We start from the raw sequence: 24837 nt of genomic DNA, 5'->3' as shown, positions 1-24837 counted from the left end.
GGAGAGGCGACCATGACCAGTTTTATCCAGACCTCTCCCGCCCGCACGCTCTCCAATGCCGTGCGGGATCACCATATCGCAGCGGAAGCGCCGTTCTCGACCGTCATCAAGAAGGGGCAGGTCGTGCGCATTGAGGACAGCTATGGCCAGCAGGCGGTCGATACGCTGTTCTACAATGCGGATGATTTCTCCGAACGTTATTCCAGCCAGGATACGATGCGCGAGCAGGGCGCGGCCTACATCTCCACCGGCACCAAGGTCATCTCCAATGAAGGCCGCGTAATGTTGACGGTGACGGCCGACAGCTGCGGGCGGCACGATACCTCCGCGGGTGCCTGCTCCTGCGAGAGCAACACCGTCCGCTTCGGCCACTACACGAAATACCTGCATGCCTGCCGCGACAATTTTGTCATCGAGGTTTCCAAGCACGGTATGAGCAAGCGCGATGTGGTGCCGAACATCAACTTCTTCATGAACGTGCCGATCGAACCCTCCGGCGAGATGACCATCGTCGATGGCATTTCCGCGCCCGGCGATTATGTGGAACTGACAGCGGAGATGGACGTGCTGCTCGTCATCTCCAATTGCCCGCAGATCAACAATCCCTGCAACGGCTTCGATCCCACGCCCATTCGCGTGCTGGTCTGGGATGGCGAGGCCGCCTGATGTTCAACAAAGTCCTGATTGCCAATCGCGGCGAAATCGCCGTGCGCGTCATCAAGACGCTCCAGAAGATGGGGATCGCGAGCGTCGCGGTCTATTCCGATGCCGACCGGTTTTCGAAGGCGGTGCTGATGGCGGACGAGGCCGTCCGCCTCGGACCCGCACCCGCCAGCAAAAGCTACCTGAACGTCGACGCGGTGATTGCCGCCTGCCGGCAGACGGGCGCGGACGCCGTGCATCCGGGTTACGGTTTCCTGTCGGAAAACATCGGCTTTGCCGAACGGCTGAAGGCGGAAGGCATCACCTTCATCGGCCCGACGCCGGACGATATTTCCGCCTTCGGTCTCAAGCATACCGCCCGCGAACTGGCGAAGGCGAGCGGTGTGCCGCTGCTGCCCGGCTCCGGCCTGCTCGACAGCCGCGAGGATGCGCTCACTGCAGCCGAAGAAATCGGCTACCCTGTGATGCTGAAATCCACCGCCGGCGGCGGTGGGATCGGCATGCAGCTTTGCGATACACCGGACGCGCTCGCCGCCGCTTTCGACAGCGTGCAGCGCACGGCAAAATCCAGTTTTGGCGATGCCCGCGTCTATCTGGAGCGCTTCGTCTCCAAGGCGCGTCACGTGGAAGTGCAGATTTTCGGCGATGGCAAGGGCCGGGTCATCGCGCTTGGCGAACGCGACTGCTCGCTGCAGCGTCGGAACCAGAAGGTGATCGAGGAAACGCCGGCGCCCGGTTTGTCCGATGCCGTTCGCCAGCGCCTGCACGCCGCGGCCGTGTCACTTGGGCGGCAGGTGTCCTATGCCTCGGCCGGAACCGTCGAATTCATCTATGATCCGGCGCGGGAGGAATTCTACTTCCTGGAGGTGAATACCCGGCTGCAGGTGGAGCATCCCGTTACGGAAGCCGTCTTCGGTGTCGATCTGGTCGAATGGATGATCGCCCAAGCCGCCGGCGAAGACGTGCTGACGGGCAAGGAAAACCTTGTGCCGAAGGGGGCTGCGATCGAGGCGCGCGTCTATGCGGAAATGCCGCATGCCGGTTTTCGCCCCAGTGCCGGCCTTTTGACGGAAGTGGTGTTTCCGGAAGATGCCCGCATTGATGGCTGGGTGGAAACGGGCACGGAGGTCACGCCCTTCTATGATCCCATGCTGGCCAAGGTGATCGTTGCCGGGCCGGATCGTGCGAGTGCCATTGCGGCCCTGTCGACCGCGCTCGACAAAACCTCGCTTTGCGGCATTGAGACCAATCTCGACTATCTGAAGGCCATTGCCGCCTCCGATCTCTTCCAAAGCGGTGACGTGGCGACCACGGCGCTGAAGGACTTCGAGTTCATGCCCGATGTGGTGGACGTTATTGCGCCCGGTGCGCAATCCAGCCTGCAGGAACTTCCGGGTCGCCTCGGTCTCTGGCATGTCGGCGTGCCGCCATCGGGGCCGATGGACGAACGCTCCTTTGCCCACGCCAATCGCCTCGTCGGCAATCACGATCATACGGCAGCGCTGGAATTGACGGTGTCGGGTCCGGTGCTGAAATTCTTTTCCGATGTCACGGTCGCGCTGGCCGGGGCGGTGATGCCGATGAAGCTCGACGGTGTCGATCTGCCCCACGATCAGGCGGTTGAGGTCAAGGCGGGCCAGACGCTTACCATCGGCGCGATCACCGGCTTCGGACAGCGGGCCTACCTCGCCGTCTCCGGTGGCTTTGATGCGCCGGTGGTGATGGGGTCCCGCGCCACCTTTGGCCTCGGCCAGTTCGGCGGCAATGCCACCGGCACGCTTCGCGCCGGGCACGTGCTGCGGCTGGCCCGCAGAAACCAGGTGGATGTAAAACCAGCCGACGCGCCGGCAGAGCTGACGCGGGAATGGTCGGTCGGTGTGCTCTATGGTCCACACGGTGCGCCGGATTTCTTCCTGCCGGAGGATATTGAGACGCTGTTTTCCACCGAATACGAGGTGCATTTCAACTCCGCGCGCACCGGTGTCCGCCTGATCGGCCCTGCGCCGAAATGGGCGCGTGCCGATGGCGGCGAGGCGGGGCTGCACCCCTCCAACCTGCATGACAATGCCTATGCGATCGGCGCGATCGATTTCACCGGCGACATGCCGATCATTCTCGGGCCTGACGGTCCGAGCCTCGGCGGATTCGTCTGCCCGGCGGTCATCGCGCGCGATGAGCAGTGGAAGATGGGCCAATTCAAGCCGGGCGATAAAATTCGGTTTTTTCCGGTAGGGCGCGAGGAGGATGAGGGTTTGGCCGCCGGTGTGGTGCCTGTGGCACCCTCAGGGGAAAGCGCAGCACGCTTGGCGCCCCCCTCTGTCCTGCCGGACATCTCCCCCACGAGGGGGGAGATCGGGGATGCTGCCGTCTCGCCCCAATCTTCTGCCGAGCATGAAGGCTACTCGCAGACCTCCCGTGGGGGTGCTGAGGGTGCCGCTCTGCCTATCTCCCCCCTTGTGGGGGAGATGTCCGGCAGGACAGAGGGGGGTGTGACTCAGCTCTCCGCCTTCGGTTCCCCCATCCTCACCGTCAACGACACCGGCCCCATCCCCGTGGTCTATCGTCGCCAAGGCGATGACAATCTGCTCATCGAATACGGCCCGATGCAGCTCGACATCGGCATCCGCATGCGGGTTCACCTGCTGATGCAGGCGGTGAAGGCGGCGAAACTGCCGGGGCTGATCGACCTGACACCGGGTATCCGCTCGCTGCAGATCCATTACGACAGCACGGCGCTGTCACTGACCACGCTGCTGGGGCTGTTGGCCGAGATCGAAAACAGCCTGCCGCCGGTCTCCGAGGTGAAGGTGCCGAGCCGCACCGTCTGGCTGCCGTTGTCGTGGAACGATCCGCAGGCCGAGCTTGCCATGCGCAAGTACCAGGAACTGGTACGACCGAACGCCCCTTGGTGCCCGTCGAATATCGAGTTCATCCGTCGCATCAATGGTCTTAAGGATGAACAGGCCGTAAAGGACACGATCTTCGATGCCTCCTATCTTGTCATGGGGCTCGGCGATGTCTATCTCGGCGCGCCGGTCGCCACGCCGCTTGATCCGCGCCATCGTCTGGTGACGACCAAGTACAATCCGGCCCGCACCTGGACGCCGGAAAACGCCGTCGGCATCGGCGGCGCCTATATGTGCATCTACGGCATGGAAGGGCCGGGCGGTTACCAGCTCTTCGGCCGCACCATCCAGGTGTGGAATACCTGGCGGCAGACGCCGGTGTTCGGGAAGGGGAAGCCCTGGCTGCTCGACTTCTTCGACCAGATTCGTTTCTTCCCCGTGAGCCACGAGGAACTGACAGAGGCACGCGCCGCCTTCCCGCATGGCGGCTACCCTGTCCGCATTGAGGAGGGGACCTTCTCCTATGCGGATTACGAGGCCGAGATGACGCAAAATGCCGCCAGCATCTCGGCCTTCAAGCAGGGCCAGCAGGCAGCCTTCGAGGCGGAGCGCCAGCGCTGGAAGGAGCAGGGTCTCGACAGTTTCCAGGTGGATGAGGGCACTGGACCCGGTCTTGCCGGCGACATCCCCCAAGGATGCTTCGGCGTGGAAAGCGCCGTGCCCGGCAATGTCTGGAAACTGCTGGTCGAAGAGGGTCAACGCGTCGATGCTGGTGACACGCTCGCCATCATCGAATCGATGAAAATGGAAATCACCGTCACCGCCCATTCACCCGGACGTGTCCGGGCCCTGCGGGCGGGGCCGGGTCGTAATGTCAAGGCCGGCGATGTTCTGGTCGTTCTGGAGGATGTGTGAATGCTGCCTGTTATCCTTGATCTTGCCTCGCTCAAGGCAGCCTATGCGGGCGGCCTCACCCCGCTCGATCTGGTGGACGAGGTGATCACCCGTCGCAAGGCCTCGGACGATCCGGCCATCTTCATCACGCAGACGCCGGACGATGATCTGCGTGCGGCAGCCGCGGCCTTGATGCAGCGCGCGCCGGAGCCGAACAGTCTGCCGCTCTGGGGCGTTCCCTTCGCGGTCAAGGACAATATCGACGTGGCGGGCCTGCCGACGACAGCCGCCTGCCCGGCCTTTGCCTATCAACCGGAGAAAGACGCAACCGTCGTCGCGCGGCTGAAGGCTGCGGGTGCCATCGTCATCGGCAAGACGAACCTCGACCAGTTCGCCACCGGCCTCAATGGCACGCGCTCGCCCTATGGCGCGCCGCGCTCCGTGTTCAACAGGGACCATGTCTCGGGTGGCTCCTCCTCCGGTTCCGCCGTCGCGGTAGGGGCCGGCCTTGCCAGTTTTGCACTCGGCACGGATACCGCCGGCTCGGGTCGCGTTCCGGCGGCCTTCAACAATCTCGTCGGCATCAAGCCGACACCCGGCCTGGTGCCGAATGTCGGCGTCGTGCCCGCCTGCCGCAGCGTGGATGTGGTGACGGTGTTTGCCGCCACCGTCGGCGATGGTGTCACGATCCGCAAGGTCATGGACGGGTATGATGCCGCCGATCCCTACTCCCGCAAGGCAGAGCCCGTTCGCCTGCCGGGCACGGGCCTGCGCATCGGTGTGCTGGACGGAGCGGAACGCAAGTTCTTCGGCAATTCCGAGGTCGAAGCGCTTTATGATGCCGCCATCGAACGGGCGAAATCGCTGGGCGCCACCATCGTGCCGTTTGATTACGCGCCGTTCCGGCAGGCGGCGGAACTGCTCTACAACGGTCCCTGGGTGGCGGAGCGTCTGGCGGCGGTGAAGGATTTCATCGCAACCAATGCTGAAGACTTCGATCCGACCGTGCGCACCATCATTGAAGGCGCAAAGGCCTATGATGCGGTGGCCGCCTTCGAGGGGCAATACCGACTGGGCCATCTGCGCCAGAAGGCACTCGCGGAGTGGCAAAACCTCGACGTGCTGATGCTGCCGACGTCGCCGACCACCTATACGGTGGAGGCGATGCTGGCGGACCCGATCGTCAAGAACAGCCATTTCGGCCGTTATACCAACTTCGCCAACCTGTTCGGTTACGCCGCGATTGCCGTGCCCGGCGGCTTCGGTTCCGATGGCTTTCCGAATGGCGTGACCTTCTTCGGTCCCTCCTTCTCCGACGATGCGCTGGCACCGTTTGCCGATGCGATGCACCGCGCTTGCGCCTCCGGCATGGGCAAGGACAGGGCCGCCGCCTTGCCGGAAGCCTCGAAAGTGACCGAACCCGATGACGGCCTCGTCACCATCATGGTCGTCGGCGCGCATCTCACCGGCATGCCGCTGAACCACGAACTGACAGGCCCCGGCGGCAAACTGGTGAAGACCTGCCGCACGGCGGGCGATTACCGGCTTTACGTCCTGCCCAACACCACGCCGCCGAAGCCCGGCCTGATCCGCGAGCCGGGCTTTAACGGCCAGGGACTGGAGGTCGAGGTGTGGACGGTGACGCCCGCCGCCTTCGGCCGTTTCGTGCAGAACATCCCGGCACCGCTCGGCATCGGCAAGGTGACGCTGGACGACGGTGCCGAGGTCTCCGGCTTCCTCTGCGAGCCATACGCGCTTCAGGGCGCGCAGGAGATTACGGAGCTCGGCGGCTGGCGCGCCTATATCGCTACGCGCAAATGAAGGGGGCCGCTGGCCCTGTCGCCAGCCTCAGCCATCCACCGCACGCGGTTTGCCGTCGGCATCCAGCGCCACCATCACGAAAATGGCTTCCGTCACTTTCTGGCGGGCCTGGGAGAACTGCCGGCGGACCCAGCACTCGACGGAGAGCGTCATCGAGGTCCGGCCGACTTTTGTGACGGTCGTGTAGATGCAGAGCGTATCGCCAACCTTGACCGGATGTCGGAAGATCATCTCCTTCATCGCCGCGGTGACCGTGCGCCCACGCGCGCGTTCGGAGGAGGCAATGCCGGCGGCAATGTCCATCTGCGCCATGACCCAGCCGCCAAAAATGTCGCCGGCGGGGTTGGCATCGGCCGGCATCGCCAGGGTGCGAAGGGTCAGATCGCCCTGCGGTTCGTCCAGGTGTTCGCTCATACCATTCGTTTCCTTCTTCACGGTGCGCTGCACAATGAAATGTCGCCCCTTTTGCTTGCCGGCAAGCAACAATCCCGCATGGCCGCATTGCGCAGGTCTATAACCTCGTCAGATCGGTCGGTCGGTTCTGCAACAGGGCCTCCATGGAAAAAAAGCCGGTGACGGTGGAGAAGTCGAAGCCGGTGATGAGTTTCTGGTAAAAGGCGTCATACCCCCGCATGCCGCGCGTCACCACCTTCAGCAGATAATCCCAGTCGCCGCCGATCCGGTAGAAATCCACCACTTCCGGGATTTTCTCCACGTGGGCGCGAAAGCTTTCGGCCCACTCCTTGGAGTGGTGGCGGGTGCGGATCATCACGAAGACAGTGAGATCAAGCCCGAGTGCCGCCAGATCGACATTGGCCTGCAGATGCCCAAGCACACCTGTTTCCTGCAGCCGCTGCAGCCTTCGCCAGCAGGCATTCTGCGACAGTCCCACCTTGTCGGCCAGTTCGCGCTGCGACAGCGAACCGTCCTGCTGGAGGAATGTCAGGATGCGTCTATCAATTGCGTCAACCGAAACCATTTCATCGTTCATTTGACACACCAATTGCCGATATTTCGCAAAGATAGGCGATGAAATCACTGCGTGGCAATGTCTATGCTTGCGCCAGCCATCAAAAACGAGGGGCAAAGACCATGGCAGGCACGGCAACCGGTTCAACGACGCAGCTTCTGGCGGAATTTTCTGCCGGTCTGAAGAGAAGCAACGTTCTGGAGAGTCTCGCCGAGGGTCTGATCGGCAAGGATGCCGTGATCGATGGGCCGTTTGGCGAAAAGCCGCTGGTCTATGCCGATTATGTGGCCTCCGGTCGCGCGTTGACGCCGGTGGAAACCTTCATCCTGCAGAAGGTTCTGCCCTATTATGCCAACAGCCATACGGAAGCGTCCTTCTGCGGCGGCATGATGACCCGCCTGCGCCGCGAAGCCCGTGCCACGATCGCCCGCTGCTGTGGCGCGGATGAACGGCATGCGGTGATCTTCTGCGGCTCCGGTGCCACTGCCGGAATCAACCGTCTGGTCAGCCTGTTCGAGGCAAACACGCCCGGAACCCGCGTCATCATCGGGCCATACGAGCACCATTCGAACATCCTGCCCTGGCGCGAGAGTGGCGCAGACATCATCGAACTGCGCGAGGATGCGGATGGCGGTCCGGATCAGGCGCAGCTGGCGGAGGTTCTGGCTCAGTCGAAGAGTTTTCGCAACATCATCTGCACCTTCTCCGCAGCCTCCAACGTCACGGGTATCGTGTCTGACGTCAAAACCCTGACGCGGCTGGTCAAGGAGGCCGGTGCGACGATGATCTGGGATTATGCCGGCGGCGGGCCTTACCTGCCGATGACCATGCTGCCGGGAGACGGAGCCGGGATCGACGCCATCGTGGTGTCGCCGCACAAGTTCATCGGTGGCCCCGGCGCCTCCGGCGTGCTCATCGTGCGGCGCGATGCCGTGGCGCGACAGACTCCCACCTGGAGTGGTGGCGGAACGGTCCGGTATGTCTCGTCCCAGGGCCATGACTATGCCGAAAGCCTCGAAGCGCGCGAAGAGGCCGGCACGCCGAACGTGGTGGGCGATGTGCGCGCTGCGCTCGCCTTTCTGGTGAAGGAGGCGATTGGTGACGTGGTGATGACGGAACGCAATCAGATGCTGACGCGGCAGGCCTTTGAGGCGTGGCGCCATCACCCCCGCCTCGAACTCCTGGGATCGCTCGCCGCGCCACGGCTGCCCATCTTTTCCTTCCGGGTGCGAGACGGCGCAGGCGGTTACATCCATCAGCAACTGGTCACCCGCATGTTGTCGGACCGTTTCGGCATCCAGGCGCGCGGCGGCTGCGCCTGCGCCGGTCCTTACGTTCATCGGCTTCTCGGCATCAGCGACGCGGAATCGGCACGATTGCGCGCCGCGATCCTCGCCGGTGAGGAGATGGAAAAGCCCGGCTTCACCCGCCTCAACCTCTCGGTTCTTCTCTCGGCGGAAAAGGTCGCGTTCATCCTGGAAAGCGTCAGCCAGCTCTCGCAGGATGCGCCTCAATATGTCGGCCACTACGGCGTCGATGCGTCACGGGCGATCTTCTTCCCGCAGGCCGCGTGAGGAGAGGCCCATACGCAAACTTGTTTCGATTGTGAGGCAGGACTGTTTCTTCTTTTGTGATATCCTTCCCTCTGTGTCTGTCCGACCGGGAGGGGTGTCCGTGATGAGACTGTGGCAGGTGGTCGTGTTGCTGGTCCTGGGGCTGGCAACAGGTTGGGCGCCCGCGAGGGCGCAGGTCCAGCTGAAGTTGGCGCATGCGGCGCCGGAGAGCGACCTGCAGCAGACCCTCTCCCTCTTCATCCAGCAGGAGGTGGAGGCGAGATCGAAAGGGGAGATTTCCGTCTACATCTTCCCCCAGGGGCAGCTGGGCAATGACGGGCAGATGATCGAAGGCGCAGAGACCGGCGTGATCGATATCATCATCTCCGGCCTGAACAATTTCACACGGCTCGTGCCGGAGGCGGCTGCGTTCGAGCTCCCCTTCATCTTTCCTAACCGGGAGGCCGCCTACAGAGTGCTGGATGGTGCGATTGGCGACAGTCTCGCGGAGAAGTTCGCGCCCTTCGGCCTCAAGGTGCTTGGTTATCCGGAAAATGGATATCGCAACATCACCAACAATCGCGGGCCCATCCGGAGACCGGAGGATCTCAAGGGACTGCAAATGCGTGTCAACAACGCCGTGCCGCTGAACCAGATGTTCACCCTGTTCGGCACCCATACGCAGCAGATCCCGGTGACCGAGCTTTACGCGGCGCTGGAGGCGGGGCTGGTCGATGCACAGGACCATCCGCTCGGCATCGTTCTCTCCTACCGCTTCAACGAGGTGCAGAAATATCTGTCCTTGACACAGCACGCCTACTCACCGCTCGCACTCGTGATGAGCCGCAAGAGCTTTGATGCGCTGAAGCCGGAGGACCAAAAAATGCTGGAAGCGGTCGCCCACGCCGCGATCGATCGGCAGCGCCAGATGAGCAAGGCACAGGAGGAGGAGGGCCTGTCATTGTTGGCGCAGAAGGGCATGGTCATCAATCGCGACGTAGATGTCGCCGCGTTCCAGAAGGCGGTGCGTCCGGTGTGGGACAGCTTTCTGAAGACAAGCGGCGGCGCTGATCTGGTTCACCAGATCCTCAACGCGTCCCAGTAAGGTCGGCCCGGAGCGCCGGTTCTCCCAACTTCTCGATGATCTCCGCCACCAGCGTGTCGAGGGGTTGATCGATATCGACGGTCACCGCGTGCTCGTCCGCAGCGGGCGGCTCCAGGGTAGCGAACTGGCTATCGAGCAGCGAGGTCGGCATGAAATGCCCGGTGCGCGCGCCCATGCGGCCTTCGATCACAGCACGTGACCCGGCAAGGTGGACAAAGACAACCGGCCCGCGGGCTTTTGCGCGGATGTGATCGCGGTAGCTGCGTTTGAGCGCCGAGCAGCCGATGGTGAGCGGTGTCTCCGCGTTCGCCAGTGCCTCGCCGACCAGGGTGAGCCACGGCCAGCGATCCTCGTCCGTCAAAGGTTCGCCCCTGCTCATCTTGGCGATGTTGGCTTCAGGGTGCAGGTCGTCGCCATCGCGGTAGGTCGTGCCCGTCTGGCTGGCCAATGCTTCGCCCACCGTCGATTTGCCGGAGCCGGCAACGCCCATCAGGACGATGCGCCGCGGCAAATCTGAACTGTCGGCCCTTCTGTCGTGAGATGTCATGCGCGCGATCTTCTCCCTGCTGCGATCTGTTCCTGCAATATGCGGTACGCGACCACAGGGTCAACTGCGGGTCTGACCATCAAAGATCCCGCACCGTCTCAGAAACCGGTCAGCAAGCCGTGGTCGAGCTTCGGCAGTACGTATCGGGAAAACAGATCGGCCTCGCGGGCATGCGGGTAGCCGGACAGGATGAAGGCCTCGATCCCTTCGGCACGGTAGGCGTTCAGTTTGGCCAGCACCTGATCCGGATCGCCGACGATGGCGGCCCCGCAGCCGGAGCGGGCGCGGCCGATCCCCGTCCACAGATTGTCCTCGATATAGCCTTCATTCCCCGCCGATTCGCGCAGTTCCGCCTGGCGGCGCACGCCCACGGACTGGCTGTCGAGCGATTTGGCCCGGATTGCTGCCCCGGCGGCATCGTCGAGCTTGGACAGAAGCCGGTCGGCTGCCTCCCGCGCCTCCGCTTCCGTATCGCGCACCACCACGTGCACGCGGTACCCGAACCGCAGCGAGCGGCCACGTTTTGCTGCGCGTGCCGTAAGGTCCGCCATGATGTCACGAACCGCCGGCAGGGTGTCCGGCCACATGAGGTAAACGTCCGCCCCTTCGGCGGCGGCGTCCCGGGCATCCTCCGACAGGCCGCCGAAATAGAAAGGTGGGCAACGGCCGCTGACGGTTCTGATGCGCGGAGGGTCCACCTTGAACGTCCAGAACGTACCCTGGTGATCGACGCTCTCGCCGTTCAACAAGGCCCTGAGGATCGCCATGGCTTCGATGGTGCGCTGATAGCGCGGCTTGCTGGCAAGGCTCTCTCCCGGCAGGTCGCTGGAGATGATGTTGACGGCGAGGCGACCGCCCGACATCTGGTCGATCGTTGCAATCTGCCGCGCCAGTTGCGGCGGCCAGGCCTCGCCCATCCGAAGAGCCATCAGCAGCCGGATGCGGCGTGTCATGGCCGCAATTGCTGAGGCAAACGCGGTCGTGTCGATGCCAAGTGCATAACCGGAGGGCAGCAGGATGTTGTCAAAGCCGCTGCTTTCCGCCTGCAGGACGATATCGCGGCAATGCTCGAAGCTGGAAAGCAGCTTTGCGTCCGGAACGCCGAGAAACTCGTAGTCGTCATCACAGAGCGCGGAAAACCACGCCACTTCGCAGGGCAATGTCATCAGGTGTCTCCTCCAACGTCTTTATGCGAAGTTGCTAACAGCCTGACAAGAGCTGCGGAAGAAACGGATGTGCGGCGGGTGGCGCGATGGGAGATGGTTTTTTCGTCCGGTTGCTAACCTGCAGCGAGGTGGACTGGTCGCTCAAGGCGAGCGGATAGCTTGAGGCGATCGGCATCCATCGGGTTTGCCGGTGCCTAGAGACTGTCGAGGAGCGGAAAATGCAAGGCGACACGTGTGCCCTCTCCAAGGCGTGACACAATCCGGACATCGCCCCCGGACTGGCGCACGAAACCGTAGACCATTGCCAGCCCCAGGCCGGAGCCGCCGGTTTTTGAGCGGGTGGTGAAGTAGGGCTCCAACGCCTGGTCGAGCACCTCTGGCGACATCCCGACGCCCTCGTCGATGACAGCGATGACCAGCATCCCCATGTCTGCCTGAGCCTCCAGCCGGATCAGCCCGCCACCCGGCATGGCGGCGGAGGCATTCAGACACAAATTCAGGATGGATTGTTCCAGAAGAGCGGGATCGAGACTGACGGTCGGCAGGTCTGCGGCAAGATCGAGTTCCAGCCGGTTGCGCGTCCCGATCGCCATTTCGAGAACATCCGCCATTCCGTTCAGAATGCCGGCGATATCGATCGGGGCCGGTCGGATCTGCTGCTGGCTGCCGACCGACAGCATGCTTGCGGCGAGTGCCCGTCCCCGTTCGGCGGCCTTTCGGATGCGCCCCAGATGGCGCTTTTGCCGCTCGGTGAAGCCCGGCTCGCGCTCGAGAAGCCCAAGACTGCCGGTGATGATGCCGATCATGTTGCCCACTTCATGGCTCACCTGGTGCGTCATGCGCATGACCACATCGAGCCGCTGAGCGCGGGCGGCTTCCATTTCCTGCCGATCCATCGCGGTGACGTCACGGGCAAGCAGCACGACACCTCCGTCGGGCTGCCGCGACGCCGAGATCTCCACCACCTGTTCGTCGGGAAAGCGATGCCGGAGAACCCGTCGCTGGACGAGCGCGCCGGTTTCGCTGTCCGTCGGCATCAGCATCGGATCGATTTCGGGGATCGTTCCGACGAAGCGCCGCAGCGGCATTTTTCGGGAAGATCCCGTCTGTCGCAGCAATTCGATGATGCGGCGGTTCATCGTGATCGGGTGGCCCGCAGCATCGAAGAGGGCAATGCCTTCGTTCATCGTGCGGAACGTCGAGCGGATCGTGCGGGCAGCCGCTTCCGCGGTGCGCCTCAGCCGGGAGACGCGGTCCACGCTTTCCTTGAACGCTCGAAAGGCATCCAGCAACCGGATCAGCTCCGTTTCCGTCCCGGCATACACGGGTGGTCCGACATTCTCCTCACCGCGCGCCAGCGCATTCATGCCGCGCGAGAGATCGCCGATCCCGTGCGACACGCGCATGACCGAGCGGATCGAGAGGATCGCCAGGATGACCACCGCGAAGGAGGCGAGCACGATCATGACGAGCAGTTGGCGCAGCGCACTCGATGTCGATTCAAGGTTCTGGTTCAGCGCGCGGGCGACCAGCTCGCTCTGGGTTTCCGTTGCGTGCGAGAGATCGCGCGACACCGTATGCAGGCGCGAGACCGAGGCCCGTATCGTGAACATTTCCAGGAGGTAACGTGTCTGCGCCTCGAAAATCCGCCGATAGGGGTCGAGTTGGTCGGCCCTCGCATCCGGATCGGCACTGGCCGCCAGCAAGGGTGTTGAGGTTTCGGCCACGAAGCGGCGCTGGAGTTCCCCCAGCTGGAAGAGACTGTCCGAGGTCGATGCCGATTGGGCAATGCCATTCAAGCGCTGGCGCAGGTCCTGATCGCGGATCGTCCGGGCGGTGGCAATCTCTCCGAGCGCGACGGCCGCTTCTGCCTTGTGCGCCTGCGCGGCATCCGCATTACCGGCAAGTGCAAGCGTCTGGGCCTCGATGCTTTTGAGCAAGGCGATGATGCGGCGAGCACCATCTGCCTGAACTGCGGTTCCAGACTGATCCGGTGACATGGTTTGGAGGAGTGCCTCCACCTGCGCAACCACAGCCCGGCTTTCGCTCGACACCCGGTAAGGGGAGGTGGCGTTCATCAGGAAGGGTGCGCTGGAGACGAGGTCGGAGACCTGCCGGGAGACGAGGGATGCCTTTGCGAGGCTGGAAAACGCCTGCACGGTATAGGCCGACATCTCGCTGCGGGCTTTTTGCAGACCATATATGGCAACGGCTGACAGCAGCAGGACGGATACGCAGATGAAGGTGATCGCAAAGGGCAATCGAAAGGCGATCGACGAAACGTAGGCACGATTGATCAAGGTGAAGGTCCGGCCTCATCCGTGTGCAGCACATAGCCCTTGCCGCGCCGCGTCTGGATATGGCGCGGCAGATCGGGGTTGCGTTCGATCTTGCGCCTGAGGCGTAGAACCAGCACATCGACGTTCCTATCGACGAAACGGTCCGTCTCGGCGCCCATGCGATCGAGGATCTGCGCCCGGCTGACGGGGATGTTGGGGGTTTCAGCCAGAATTTCCAGCAAGGCGAATTCGGCTGCCGTCAGCGTTTTTGTCGGATCCGCCAGACACAGGGCGCGGCGTCCACCGAGATCGATCGCCCATTCGCCGAGCCTCAGCGAAGCCGACGGCTGGTCCCGCTCCATCTCCCGCTCCTGGCGCAGCTGGGGATGGGTACGGCGCAGCACGGCCTTGATCCTTGCCGTGAGTTCGACCGGTTCGAACGGTTTGACGACATAATCGTCCGCGGCCGTTTCAAGTCCCAGAACCCGATCCGTGGCGCTGCCCGCCGCCGTCACCATGACGATGCCGACATCCATCTGCGCTCTCAGCCGCTGGGCAAAGGCGCGACCGGAGAGGCCCGGCAGATTATGATCGACGAGCACCAGTTGCACGGTTTCATGCTGCAGCCGTGTCTGCGCGGCTTCGGCTGAGGGTGCCGTCACCGGGGTCCACCCTTCCGCCTCCACAAGATCACAGATAAGCTCCGCCATATCCGGATCGTCCTCGACGATCAGAATTTTCACCTTCTGGTTCAACACGTTGCAGTCCTCCCACCGACATCATAGCCGGACCGGAGAAAAACGCCAAAGACTACTTCGTAACAGCGGCGATCGTCACAATTGTAACATTTGCAATCTCTGAAACAGCGCGTGCAAGCCTGTTGAAAGATCGGTAACCATTCTTTGATTGCGAGCCGACGCCGTTATCGACATGGTTCGAACATTGGAACGGGGAGGTTCCAAGGGAGGACGATTGTGAGGTTGCTGACTGCCATCGGCGCGGGGGTTCTCGGAACTTTCGCCGCGATCACGACGTGCCACGCTTCCAACACGCTGAACGTTTTGTGCGGCGTCGACGAGGTCTGGTGTGCGGTGATGGAAAAGACCTACGAAGCCAAGACCGGGCTTGAGGTCAACATGCCGCGCATGAGCACCGGCGAGATCCTCGACCGGGTCCGGGCCGACAAGGACGCCCCGACCGTTGATGTCTGGTGGGGCGGAACCGGGATCACGCATCTGCAGGCGGCTTACGAAGGGTTGCTGGAGCCGTATCGCCCGAAACAGGAAGCCAATCTCCTGCCCTGGGCGCGCAATTTCTTTTCCCTGTCCGGCGGCACATCCATTGGCCTTTACGCCGGCGCCCTCGGGTTTGCCTACAATAGAAACCTCCTCTCTGCGGCGGGATTGCCGGCGCCGAACTGCTGGAAGGATCTCTCCAAGCCGATCTATCGGGGCCATATCCTGTCTGGCAATCCGCACTCCTCCGGAACCGCCTTTACCACGCTCGTCACATTGGTGCAGTTGCTGGGCGAGGACGAGGCCTTTGCCTATATGGCGGAGCTTGGCCGGAACATCGTCGAATACACCAAGGCTGGTGCCGAACCGGTCAAGGCGGCAGGCAGGGGGGAAATCACGGTCGGCATCTCCTTCCTGCATGACGCCGTCACTCAGAAAGAGGCAGGCGCGCCGCTTGTCATCGTCGCGCCTTGTGAGGGCACCGGCTACGAGATCGGTGCGGTCAGTATCGTCAAGGGTGCCCGCAATCTGGAAGAAGCGCGCCGCTTCGTCGATTTTGCCCTGAGCCCCGAAGGCCAGGCGACGGGTGCGGCTGCCGGCCAGAACCAGGTGCCGTCCAACGCCAAGGCCGTACTGCCGCTCGCCGCCCCCGATATCTCGATGATCAAGATGGTCGATTATGACTTCGCGACATTCGGCTCACCGGAACAACGAAGTCGGCTGCTGAGCCGCTTCGACACGGACATCAACCCGACACACTGACTTTGCCACGACCGGACGACCCACCGACCCGGTGCCCTTTTGGCACCGCCGCCGAAGGTTTGTCCATTTTCTTCGATGACCATCAGACGCAAAAAACAGGAGGATACCCATGCGACTGACAGTGCTTTCCACGCTTCTTTTTGCCGGAACCAGCTTGAGCGCAGGCTCGGCACTTGCCGCCGGCGAACTCAACCTCATTTGCGCGGCAGACGTGGTGATCTGCGAGCAGATGAAGGGCGATTTCGAGAAATCCCATGACATCAAGGTCAACATGGTGCGGATGTCTTCCGGCGAGGCCTATGCCAAGATCCGCGCCGAAGCCCGCAATCCGAAGACCGACCTCTGGTGGGCCGGCACAGGCGATCCCCATCTGCAGGCCGCTTCCGAGGGGCTGACGGCTGAATACAAGTCGCCGATGCTCGACCAGCTTCAAAACTGGGCCAAGAGCCAGGCCGAGAGCTCGGGCTTCAAGACCGTCGGCGTCTACGCCGGTGCCCTTGGCTGGGGATACAACACGGATATCTTCAAGCAGAAGGGCTACAAGGAGCCGGCCTGCTGGGCTGATCTCCTCGCGCCGGAGCTGAAGGGCGAGATCCAGATCGCCAACCCGAACTCGTCCGGCACCGCCTATACCGCCCTTGCCTCGCTTGTTCAGATCATGGGCGAAGACAAGGCCTTCGACTATCTGAAGGCGCTCAACGTCAACGTGTCGCAGTACACCAAGTCCGGCTCGGCGCCGGTCAAGGCGGCCGCACGCGGCGAGACCGGGCTGGGTATCGTCTTCATGCATGATGCGGTCGCCCAGACGGCCGAAGGCTTCCCGGTCAAGTCGATCGCACCGTGCGAAGGGACCGGCTACGAGATCGGCTCCATGTCGATCGTCAAGGGTGCCCGCAACATGGAGAATGCCAAGGCCTGGTACGACTGGTCACTGAAGCCGGAAGTCCAGTCTCGCATGAAGGACGCCAAGTCCTTCCAGCTGCCGTCGAACAAGAGCGCGGAAATTCCGAAGGAAGCGCCGCGGTTCGAAGACATCAAGCTGATCGACTACGACTTCAAGACCTTCGGCGACCCTGCCAAGCGCAAGGCACTGCTGGAACGCTGGGATCGTGAGATCGGCGCCATCGCCCGGTGATCTTTGCCGCGACCGGTCGGCAGCCTGAGGGTTGCCGGCCCCTCCCTTTCGAACGGACATCTATGAATGAGGTCGACCATGAGACATGGCAACCGCAGACTGGACCTGTTGCTGGCTCTGGCCGTCGCGTCCTTCCTCCTTTTACCCTGGTACAGGCTGGAAGCCGGCTTCTTCAGCCTGACCTGGCTGAACGGTTTTCCCTTCACCGCGGAGACGGCGCCCGGCGTGCTGCAGCTTGCCATGCACGGGCGCATCTGGCTGATCGGCGTCGTCCTCTTCTTCGGACTTGGTCTTGCGGCACGCTTCATGGCCGATCCGATGCGGCGTGGCGCTCTCTTTGCCGCAGCCGGTGCAGCGGGCCTTGTCTACCTCTGCCTGCAGGGACTTGCGATCGGCTTTACCGGCTGGACCTGGGCGATCAGCGAGAACCTCTTTGGCTCGCTTGCCGACGGGCAGCCCTCCATGGGCGCCGGTGCGGTGTCGACCGCCATCTTCTTCGTGCTGATGTTTGCCTTCGGACTCGTTGAGCGCGGCGTAATGAAAGGCGATGCTTTCGTCGTCGGTTCCATCTCGATCCTGGTGTTTCTGGTCTTCGTCTTCGTTTTCTATCCAATCGGCAGCATGCTTGTCGCTGCGGTCCAGGATTTTGACGGTTCGTTCAAACCCGATGGGTTCATCCGCAACCTGCAGGATCCCGGCATCTGGAGCCTGAGCTGCGTGATCGGTGACGGGCGCTGCGGCGTTGCCTGGCGCACCTTCACCCTGGCGATGATGACGGCCAGCGCCTCCACCCTGCTGGGGCTGGCCTTCGCACTGGTGGCGACGCGCACCCGCTTTCCCTTCAAGAAGGGCCTGCGTGTCCTGACCGTCCTGCCGATCATCACGCCGCCCTTCGTCATCGGCCTTGCGCTCGTGCTGCTCTTCGGTCGCGCCGGCGTGGTCACCGAAAGCCTGTCCAGCCTGTTTGGCATCGAACCCGGCCGCTGGCTCTACGGCCTGACCGGCATCTGGATTGCGCAGGTCCTCTCCTTCACGCCGATCTCGTTTTTGGTCCTGATTGGCGTCGTCGAGGGGGTCAGCCCGTCGATGGAAGAGGCATCACAGACGCTGCGGGCGGACCGCTGGCGCACCTTCTGGCGGGTCTCGCTGCCTCTGATGAAGCCGGGCCTCGCCAATGCCTTCCTGATCGGTTTCATCGAGAGCATGGCCGATTTCGGCAATCCGCTGGTGCTTGGCGGCAGCAATGGCGTGCTCTCGACCGAAATCTTCTTTGCCGTGGTCGGCTCCCAGAATGATCCATCACGTGCCGCCGTTCTGGCACTCGTTCTGCTCGTCTTCACGCTGTCGGCCTTCCTGGCACAACGCGTCTGGCTCTCGGGCAAGAACTTTGCGACGGTCACCGGCAAGGGAGACAGCGGTGCCCACATCGCCCTGCCGCGCGGGCTGTCGATCGGCGTGCATGCCATCGTCATCCCGTGGATGATCTTTACCGTCGTCGTCTATGGCATGATCCTGTTCGGCGGTTTCGTCACCACCTGGGGCCTCGACAACACGCTGACGCTCGATCACTACGCCCGTGCCTTTTCGGTCAGCATCCAGAACGGTTCGATCGCCTGGACGGGTGTCGCGTGGAACTCCTTCTGGACGACCATGGAGATCGCGCTCATTTCCGCGCCCCTCACGGCAGCCGTCGGCCTGCTGACCGCATACATCATCGTGCGGCAGAAGTTTGCGGGTCGCAACCTGTTCGAATTCGCGCTGATGATGAGTTTCGCCATTCCGGGCACGGTCATCGGCGTCAGCTACATCATGGCCTTCAACCTGCCGCCGCTCGAAATGACCGGCACGGCTCTGATCCTGATCGCTTGCTTCGTCTTCCGCAACATGCCGGTCGGTGTGCGGGGCGGGATCGCCGCGATGAGCCAGCTCGACAAGAGCCTGGATGAGGCCTCGCTGACGCTGAGGGCGAACAGCTTCCGCACCGTGCGCAAGATCATCCTGCCGCTGTTGCGGCCGGCAATCACCGCGGCGCTCGTCTATTCCTTCGTTCGTGCCATCACCTCGATCAGCGCGGTCATCTTCCTCGTCAGCGCGCAGTACAACATGGCGACCTCCTACATCGTCGGTCTCGTGGAAAATGGCGAATACGGCGTGGCCATCGCCTACTCCTCGATGCTGATCGTCGTAATGATCAGCGTCATCGGCGGCTTCCAGCTCCTCGTCGGCGAACGCAAGCTGCGCCGCGAAAACCGTGTCGCCGGTCTCGGCAACACCCGTCCCGTTCCTCTCGGTCAGGAGAAAACTGCATGATCACCGTCAAAGCCGGGTCCGTCACCTTTCAGAATGTCCGCAAGACCTTCGGTGCCTTTACAGCCATTGCCGATCTTTCACTGACAATCGAGCCCGGTACATTGGTGACCCTGCTCGGTCCCTCCGGCTGCGGCAAGACGACGACATTGCGCATGCTGGCCGGGCTCGAGCATCCGACATCCGGGCGCATCCTGCTCGGGGGCAAGGACGTGACCATGCTTCCCGCCAATGAGCGCGATGTCTCGATGGTCTTCCAGTCCTATGCCCTCTTTCCGCACATGACCTCGCTCGAAAACGTTGCCTACGGCCTGCAATCCTCGGGTCTTGGCAAGAAGGAAGCGCGCGAAAAGGCGGAGGAGGGGCTGAAGCTGGTCGGTCTTGCCGGCATGGGCCACCGCCTTCCGGCAGAACTCTCCGGCGGACAACAGCAGCGCGTCGCCGTCGCGCGGGCCCTGGTTCTGGAGCCGCAAGTGCTTCTGCTCGACGAGCCGCTCTCCAACCTTGATGCCAGACTGAGGCGTCGGGTGCGAACGGAGATCCGGGACCTGCAGCAACGCCTTGGATTCACCGCTGTGTATGTAACCCATGACCAGGATGAGGCGCTGGCCGTTTCCGACCGCATCATCGTGATGAAGGATGGCGCGATCGCCCAGTCGGGTGCGCCGCGCGAACTCTACGAAGCGCCGGCCTCGTCCTTCATCGCCGATTTCATGGGCGAGGCGAATGTGCTGCCATGCGAAGTCATGCACGCTGATGACGACGAAGTTCTGGTCCAGGTGAGCAATCTGCAGCATCGCCTGCGTTCGAAGGTTGGGCCTGGGCCGGCCAAGCTCGCGGTCAGACCAGGAGCAATCAAGATCAGTGCTGCCGGCATGGAGGGCTTGAAGGGGCGCGTCCTGCACTCCGCCTATCTCGGAGGCCATGTCGAATACGAGGTGGAGACGGATGTGGGCACGCTTTTTGTCATTGATCATGACGTCGATCACGCGCATGCCGCTGCTGATGACGTCACGCTTGCGTTCAAGAACCGCGGCATTGCGTTGATCCGCGGCTGAAAATCCCAGTACGATTTAAAGGAAAAGGAATATGACAGTGAATGATACGGCACTCGCCAACCGGTTTGCACTGGCCAAGACGCTGGCGGCCGAAGCGGGGGCCATGGCGCTCGACTATTTCAATCGGCGCGAGACGCTGGTGATCGAGACGAAGCGCGATCTGCAGGACGTCGTCTCCATCGCCGATCGCAATGTCGAAACCTTCCTCAAGGAGCGGGTCGCCGAAATCTATGCCACCGATGGCTTCCTCGGAGAGGAGTTCGGCCATGACGAAGGTTCCTCGGGCTTCACCTGGGTCGTCGATCCGATCGACGGGACCGCACCATTCGTCAACGGCATGCCGACCTGGTGTGTATCGGTGGCGATCGTGCGCGATGGCGAGCCGGTCGTCGGCGTCATTCACGTCCCGTGCTCCGATGAGCTTTATGCCTCGGCGCACGGACTGGGGGCAACGCTCAACGACAAGCCGCTGCGTCTCGATCCTGCCCGCAATCTGCAGAACGCTTTAACGGGGGTTGGCTGCAACAGTTATGTTACGCCCGAGCGCTTCGGCGCGATCATCACCGATCTCATGCAGCGCGGCGGCAACTTCATCCGCAACGGATCAGGCGCGCTGATGCTTGCCTACGTCGCGGCCGGCCGGCTGGTTGGCTACTACGAGCCCTATATGCGAGCCTGGGACTGCATGGCCGGTTTCTGCCTGGTGCGCGAGGCCGGCGGCGTCACGCAACCGTTCCCCGCCACAGGCCCCGCTTTGCTCGAGGGGCATCCGGTGCTGGCGGCAAACCGGTCCTCATTCGAAGAATTGCTCGCCATTCACATGAAGCACGTCTGAGGCCTTTGCGCCGCTGCCGAAGGAGGTTCGGCGTTCGACAGCGGCGCTAGCACGGGGAGGGATGTGATGTGCTGCCGGGGCGTCGGCAGCTCGTTTTTCCGGGACAACGGCTCGTGTGAAGCCAAGTTTTCTCACGGACGATTCAAACTCTCGCCACATGGCTCGTCCAAAGGGGCACCCCCAAGCGAACGGATGCAGGTATCTGCAGCAGCAAGCGGAGCGGCCTTTGAAAACGGATGGCAAACAGCGTTTCGAGGATGCGGATTTCCTGCGTGGCGTCGCCGCCGCCGGCGTGGTCGTTTACCACTTCCTGTATGGTTTCCTTCCCGCAGCACCGTCCGGCGGCTTCGGAGCCTCCCTCGTCTCGGTCGATCGTCCCGTGCTGCTGGCCGCTTTCAACGGACCTTTTCTGGTTTCGGTCTTTTTCGTGTTGTCGAGTTTCGTCTTGACCTCGAATCTTGTCCGCCAATCCGATCCTCGCCGGGCTGCTATCGGCGTTATCAAGCGGTTTCCGAGGCTTCTGCCCCTGACGATCATTGGGACGGCGCTGCCTGCGGCTCTGTTTTTCTGCGGGTGGATGTTCAACAGCGAAGCGGCGGGCCTCACAGGCTCGTCCTGGCTGGAGCGTAGCGGCGGCGTGAAGCTGTGGGAACCGTGGCCTTATCCCACCCTGCCGGGCGCTGCGCTGGACGTGCTGTCGCTCTTCGTCCGGGGTATCAGTCAATATAACTCGGTCCTTTGGACCATGAAGTACGAGCTTTTGGGGAGCATCCTTGCTCTGATCACCGCCGCGCTGCTTGGCAGCAGGCCGAGAGCCCTCTTGGATGGTGCCATCGCCGCACTGCTTGCCTATGCGGCTCTCAAAGTTCATCCGCTCTGCGCCATCTGCGTTGCAACCGTTTATCTGACCAAATACGGGTTTCCTCTCCTCCACCGCCTCGGCAAATCCGGGGGCCTGGCTCTCATCCTGGTCGGCCTCGTTCTGGGTTCGACCAACCAATCCTTCCCGCAAGCCTGGCTGGCGGATGAATGGGCCGCGCGGCAGATCCTACGGGCTGACTGGTTCATCCATGGCCTCGGCGCGATGCTCTTGCTCATGGGCACGCGCGCCATGGGTCTCTCCAGCGTCTATCAATCCGCTCCATCGCGGTTTCTGGCCCGCCATTCGTTTGCAATGTATATTCTGCACGTGCCGCTGCAGGGCTCTGTCGCGAGCCTGGTGATCCTTCTCCTGGGCAACAATGTGCTGGGCATCGCCGCGGCATTTGTCGTGTCCACAGGTCTTCTCGCGCTTCTTATGCGTCCGGTCAGCCGACTGGACGAGGCGTGGGTGAAGAGGCTGAATCGCGTCTTTTCCAGATCGAAGACGCTGCGTGGCAAAAATGCAGCCGGTGTTGAGCCGATCCCTGGTTTGCCACCGGCGGAAAGGATCTCTTCGGGCAGTTTGGGCTTGCGGCGTGCCATGCCGTGGGCATTCGAAACGAAACGGCATGATCGGCTTTAGCATGTCGGCGGATGTCTTGCGGGTCAGATCAACGGGTGAGCGCGGCTTTGCAAGGTCACGGTCCCCGTTCCATGGATGATCTGCCGGCTGTCTGTTGGCATCACGTTGTCCGATCTGTTCGAACGGATCGGGGCCAGAAACGTCAGATGTGGCGATGCCGCCGAAGGACGATGGTCCTGCTAGCGGCTGGGAAGCCATGCTCGATGCGGCGCTGCTCTCGCAATGGCGGGCTGATCCGTGCCATAGAAGACTTTTGATCCTTTCGAGCCGAATCCATGCCGCAGATGACATCTCCGACCGAAGCGCTGTTTGCCGATGCAGCACTCCGAAGCCCGCGTTCCGTGCTGAAGCAAATCTATGGCTATTCCGCTTTCCGCGGACGGCAGGAGGAGGTCGTCGATCAGGTGATAAAGGGTGGCGATGCCGTCGTGCTGTTTCCAACAGGGGCCGGAAAATCGCTTTGTTTCCAGATCCCGGCGCTGTGCCGGGAGGGCATCGGCATTGTCGTCTCGCCGCTCATTGCCTTGATGCGCGATCAGGTGGAGGCACTGAAACAGCTTGGCGTGCGCGCCGCCGCCCTCAATTCGTCCCTGTCGCGGGACGAGTTTGTCGAGGTTCGCCGGGCCGTGCAGCAGGGGGAACTGGATCTGCTCTATGTCACGCCGGAGCGAATCGTAACCCCGGCATTCCGGGACCTGATCGGCAGCGCCCGCATTGCGCTGTTTGCCATCGATGAAGCCCACTGCGTATCCCAGTGGGGCCATGATTTCCGCCCCGAATACCACGAACTCGGGCGTCTTGCGGAAGATTATCCCGGCGTGCCGCGCCTGGCCCTGACGGCGACCGCCGATCCACACACCCGCGAAGACATCATCGACAAGCTGAGGCTGCAGGCGGCTGCAGTCTTTACCACCTCCTTCGACCGGCCGAACATCGGGTATGAAATCGTCGAGAGAGACCAGCCGCGCCAGCAATTGCTGCGTTTTCTTGCCCGCCACAAGGGTTCGAGCGGCATCGTCTACTGCCTGTCGCGCGCCAAGGTAGAGGACACGGCCGAATGGTTGAACGCGCAAGGTATTCGCGCACTCGCCTATCACGCCGGTATGGAGCGGGAGATCCGCGACCGGCATCAGGATGCGTTCCTCAAGGAAGACGAGCTTTGCCTTGTCGCGACCGTCGCCTTCGGCATGGGGATCGACAAGCCGAACGTGCGCTATGTGGCGCATCTCGATCTGCCGGGTTCGGTGGAGGCCTATTACCAGGAGACCGGCCGCGCCGGGCGCGACGGCCTGCCCTCCGAAGTATGGATGGCGTATGGCATGGCCGATGTCATCCAGCGCGGGCGGATGATCGACGAGGGCAATGCGACGCCCGACATCAAACGGGTCGAACGGGCCAAGCTGAACGCGCTATTGGCGATCTGCGAAACCGCAGGCTGCCGCCGGCAGGCCATTCTCAAGCATTTCGGCGAAGCCCATGGCGGCGCCTGCGGCAATTGCGACACCTGCCTCAAGCCGGTGGAGACCTGGGACGGGACCGAGGCAGCCATTAAGGCGCTGGCGGCGGTCTACCGTACGGGAGAACGCTTTGGCACGGGTCACCTGGTGGATGTGCTGCTGGGCAATGAGAACGAAAAGACGGAGCGCGCCGGCCATGTCGGCATGCCGGTCTTCGGCGCGGGAAAAGATCTGCCCGCAAAGACATGGCAATCTGTCTACCGCCAGATGCTGGCGGCGGGGCTGGTGTCGGTCGATCACGCAGCCTACGGCGCCCTGAAGATCGAGCCGGAGGCAAGGGCAGTCTTCAAGCGGGAACGGGAGGTGCGCTTCCGCAAGGACAGGCCCACCACCGGCAAGGCATCGCGTCGCACCTCACCAGCGGCGGGCAGCGCCAAGGCGGGACTGGAAGGCGCCGATCTTGAGCTTTTCCAGGCCTTGCGCGGCGTGCGCACAGAGATTGCCAAGGAGCTCGGCGTGCCGCCCTATGTCGTCTTCGCCGATACGACGCTCGTGGCGCTGGCAACCGAAAGACCGACCGACAATGACGAGATGCTGGATATTCCAGGCATCGGCCCGTCGAAACTTGAACGTTTCGGCGAAGCCTTCTTGGATGTCATCCTCTCTCATTCCCGGTAGGATTTGCTCCGAGGGACGCGCA

The 24837-nt window shown here is 62.6% G+C and carries 18 protein-coding genes; 12 read left to right on the top strand and 6 right to left on the bottom strand.

The features are described 5' to 3' along the window. Nucleotides 1-12: 12 nt before the first annotated feature. Genes G6N78_RS19980 through atzF form a run of 3 tightly spaced genes read left to right on the top strand, consistent with a single transcriptional unit; the run spans nt 13 to nt 6224 of the window. Nucleotides 13-666 carry an urea amidolyase associated protein UAAP2 gene (locus G6N78_RS19980; protein ID WP_165222988.1) on the top strand — a complete coding sequence of 218 codons (654 nt, stop codon included), beginning with the start codon at nt 13-15 and terminating at the stop codon, nt 664-666. Continuing rightward, on the top strand, nt 666-4424 hold the full coding sequence (locus tag G6N78_RS19975) for a 5-oxoprolinase/urea amidolyase family protein (RefSeq protein ID WP_165222986.1): 3759 nt from the start codon (nt 666-668) through the stop codon (nt 4422-4424). Before G6N78_RS19980 ends, G6N78_RS19975 begins: the two co-directional genes overlap by 1 nt. Further along, entirely contained in the window at nt 4425-6224 is a 1800-nt protein-coding gene (atzF, locus tag G6N78_RS19970; protein WP_165222984.1) for an allophanate hydrolase, read from the top strand. 27 nt (nt 6225-6251) lie between these two features. Here the strand turns inward: atzF and G6N78_RS19965 are convergent, their stop codons facing one another. Further along, on the bottom strand, nt 6252-6638 hold the full coding sequence (locus tag G6N78_RS19965; RefSeq protein ID WP_165222982.1) for an acyl-CoA thioesterase: 387 nt from the start codon (nt 6636-6638) through the stop codon (nt 6252-6254). Between the two features lie 97 nt (nt 6639-6735). Beyond that, nucleotides 6736-7215 (bottom strand): Lrp/AsnC family transcriptional regulator, encoded by a 480-nt coding sequence (locus G6N78_RS19960; RefSeq protein ID WP_165222980.1) that lies wholly within the window; start codon nt 7213-7215, stop codon nt 6736-6738. Between the two features lie 101 nt (nt 7216-7316). Here G6N78_RS19960 and G6N78_RS19955 point away from each other — a divergent pair, with 101 nt between their 5' ends. Continuing rightward, nucleotides 7317-8768 carry an aminotransferase class V-fold PLP-dependent enzyme gene (locus tag G6N78_RS19955; protein ID WP_165222978.1) on the top strand — a complete coding sequence of 484 codons (1452 nt, stop codon included), beginning with the start codon at nt 7317-7319 and terminating at the stop codon, nt 8766-8768. 103 nt (nt 8769-8871) lie between these two features. After that, nucleotides 8872-9852: a DctP family TRAP transporter solute-binding subunit gene (locus tag G6N78_RS19950; protein WP_165225269.1), complete on the top strand. Its 981-nt coding sequence runs from the start codon at nt 8872-8874 to the stop codon at nt 9850-9852. Here G6N78_RS19950 and G6N78_RS19945 read toward each other — a convergent pair. From G6N78_RS19945 to G6N78_RS19930, 4 genes are all read right to left on the bottom strand, one after another. Then, entirely contained in the window at nt 9836-10399 is a 564-nt protein-coding gene (locus G6N78_RS19945; RefSeq protein ID WP_234906054.1) for a gluconokinase, read from the bottom strand. The genes G6N78_RS19950 and G6N78_RS19945 overlap by 17 nt on opposite strands. Before the next feature lie 98 nt (nt 10400-10497). Beyond that, nucleotides 10498-11565, bottom strand: a complete 1068-nt coding sequence (locus tag G6N78_RS19940) for an LLM class flavin-dependent oxidoreductase (protein WP_165222976.1) — start codon at nt 11563-11565, stop codon at nt 10498-10500. Nucleotides 11566-11759: 194 nt separating this feature from the next. After that, nucleotides 11760-13865, bottom strand: coding sequence for a sensor histidine kinase (locus tag G6N78_RS19935; protein ID WP_165222973.1), 2106 nt, complete (start codon nt 13863-13865; stop codon nt 11760-11762). Further along, complete coding sequence (locus G6N78_RS19930; protein WP_165222970.1) at nt 13862-14602, bottom strand: response regulator transcription factor; 741 nt, start codon at nt 14600-14602, stop codon at nt 13862-13864. Before G6N78_RS19930 ends, G6N78_RS19935 begins: the two co-directional genes overlap by 4 nt. Before the next feature lie 216 nt (nt 14603-14818). Between G6N78_RS19930 and G6N78_RS19925 the strand changes: the two genes are divergently transcribed. From G6N78_RS19925 to recQ, 7 genes are all read left to right on the top strand, one after another. Beyond that, nucleotides 14819-15841, top strand: a complete 1023-nt coding sequence (locus G6N78_RS19925; RefSeq protein WP_370691540.1) for an ABC transporter substrate-binding protein — start codon at nt 14819-14821, stop codon at nt 15839-15841. 109 nt (nt 15842-15950) lie between these two features. Further along, nucleotides 15951-16976: an ABC transporter substrate-binding protein gene (locus tag G6N78_RS19920; protein ID WP_165222967.1), complete on the top strand. Its 1026-nt coding sequence runs from the start codon at nt 15951-15953 to the stop codon at nt 16974-16976. A gap of 78 nt (nt 16977-17054) precedes the next feature. Next, nucleotides 17055-19286, top strand: coding sequence for an ABC transporter permease (locus G6N78_RS19915; protein ID WP_165222965.1), 2232 nt, complete (start codon nt 17055-17057; stop codon nt 19284-19286). Further along, the gene (locus G6N78_RS19910) at nt 19283-20341 is read left to right on the top strand and encodes an ABC transporter ATP-binding protein (protein ID WP_165222962.1); all 1059 of its coding nucleotides are present in this window, start codon (nt 19283-19285) and stop codon (nt 20339-20341) included. The genes G6N78_RS19915 and G6N78_RS19910 overlap by 4 nt, the downstream gene beginning before the upstream one ends. A gap of 31 nt (nt 20342-20372) precedes the next feature. Further along, nucleotides 20373-21176: an inositol monophosphatase family protein gene (locus tag G6N78_RS19905; RefSeq protein WP_165222959.1), complete on the top strand. Its 804-nt coding sequence runs from the start codon at nt 20373-20375 to the stop codon at nt 21174-21176. A gap of 115 nt (nt 21177-21291) precedes the next feature. Then, a complete protein-coding gene (locus tag G6N78_RS19900) occupies nt 21292-22680 on the top strand; it encodes an acyltransferase family protein (RefSeq protein WP_165222956.1) in 1389 nt (462 codons plus the stop codon). Nucleotides 22681-22955: 275 nt separating this feature from the next. Next, a complete protein-coding gene (recQ, locus tag G6N78_RS19895; protein WP_165222953.1) occupies nt 22956-24815 on the top strand; it encodes a DNA helicase RecQ in 1860 nt (619 codons plus the stop codon). The last annotated feature ends 22 nt before the right edge of the window (nt 24816-24837 follow it).

It is taken from the genome of Allorhizobium pseudoryzae (genome assembly GCF_011046245.1).
In the GTDB taxonomy this organism is placed as follows: Bacteria; Pseudomonadota; Alphaproteobacteria; order Rhizobiales; family Rhizobiaceae; genus Neorhizobium; species Neorhizobium pseudoryzae.
This window is presented reverse-complemented; position numbering and strand designations above follow the sequence as displayed.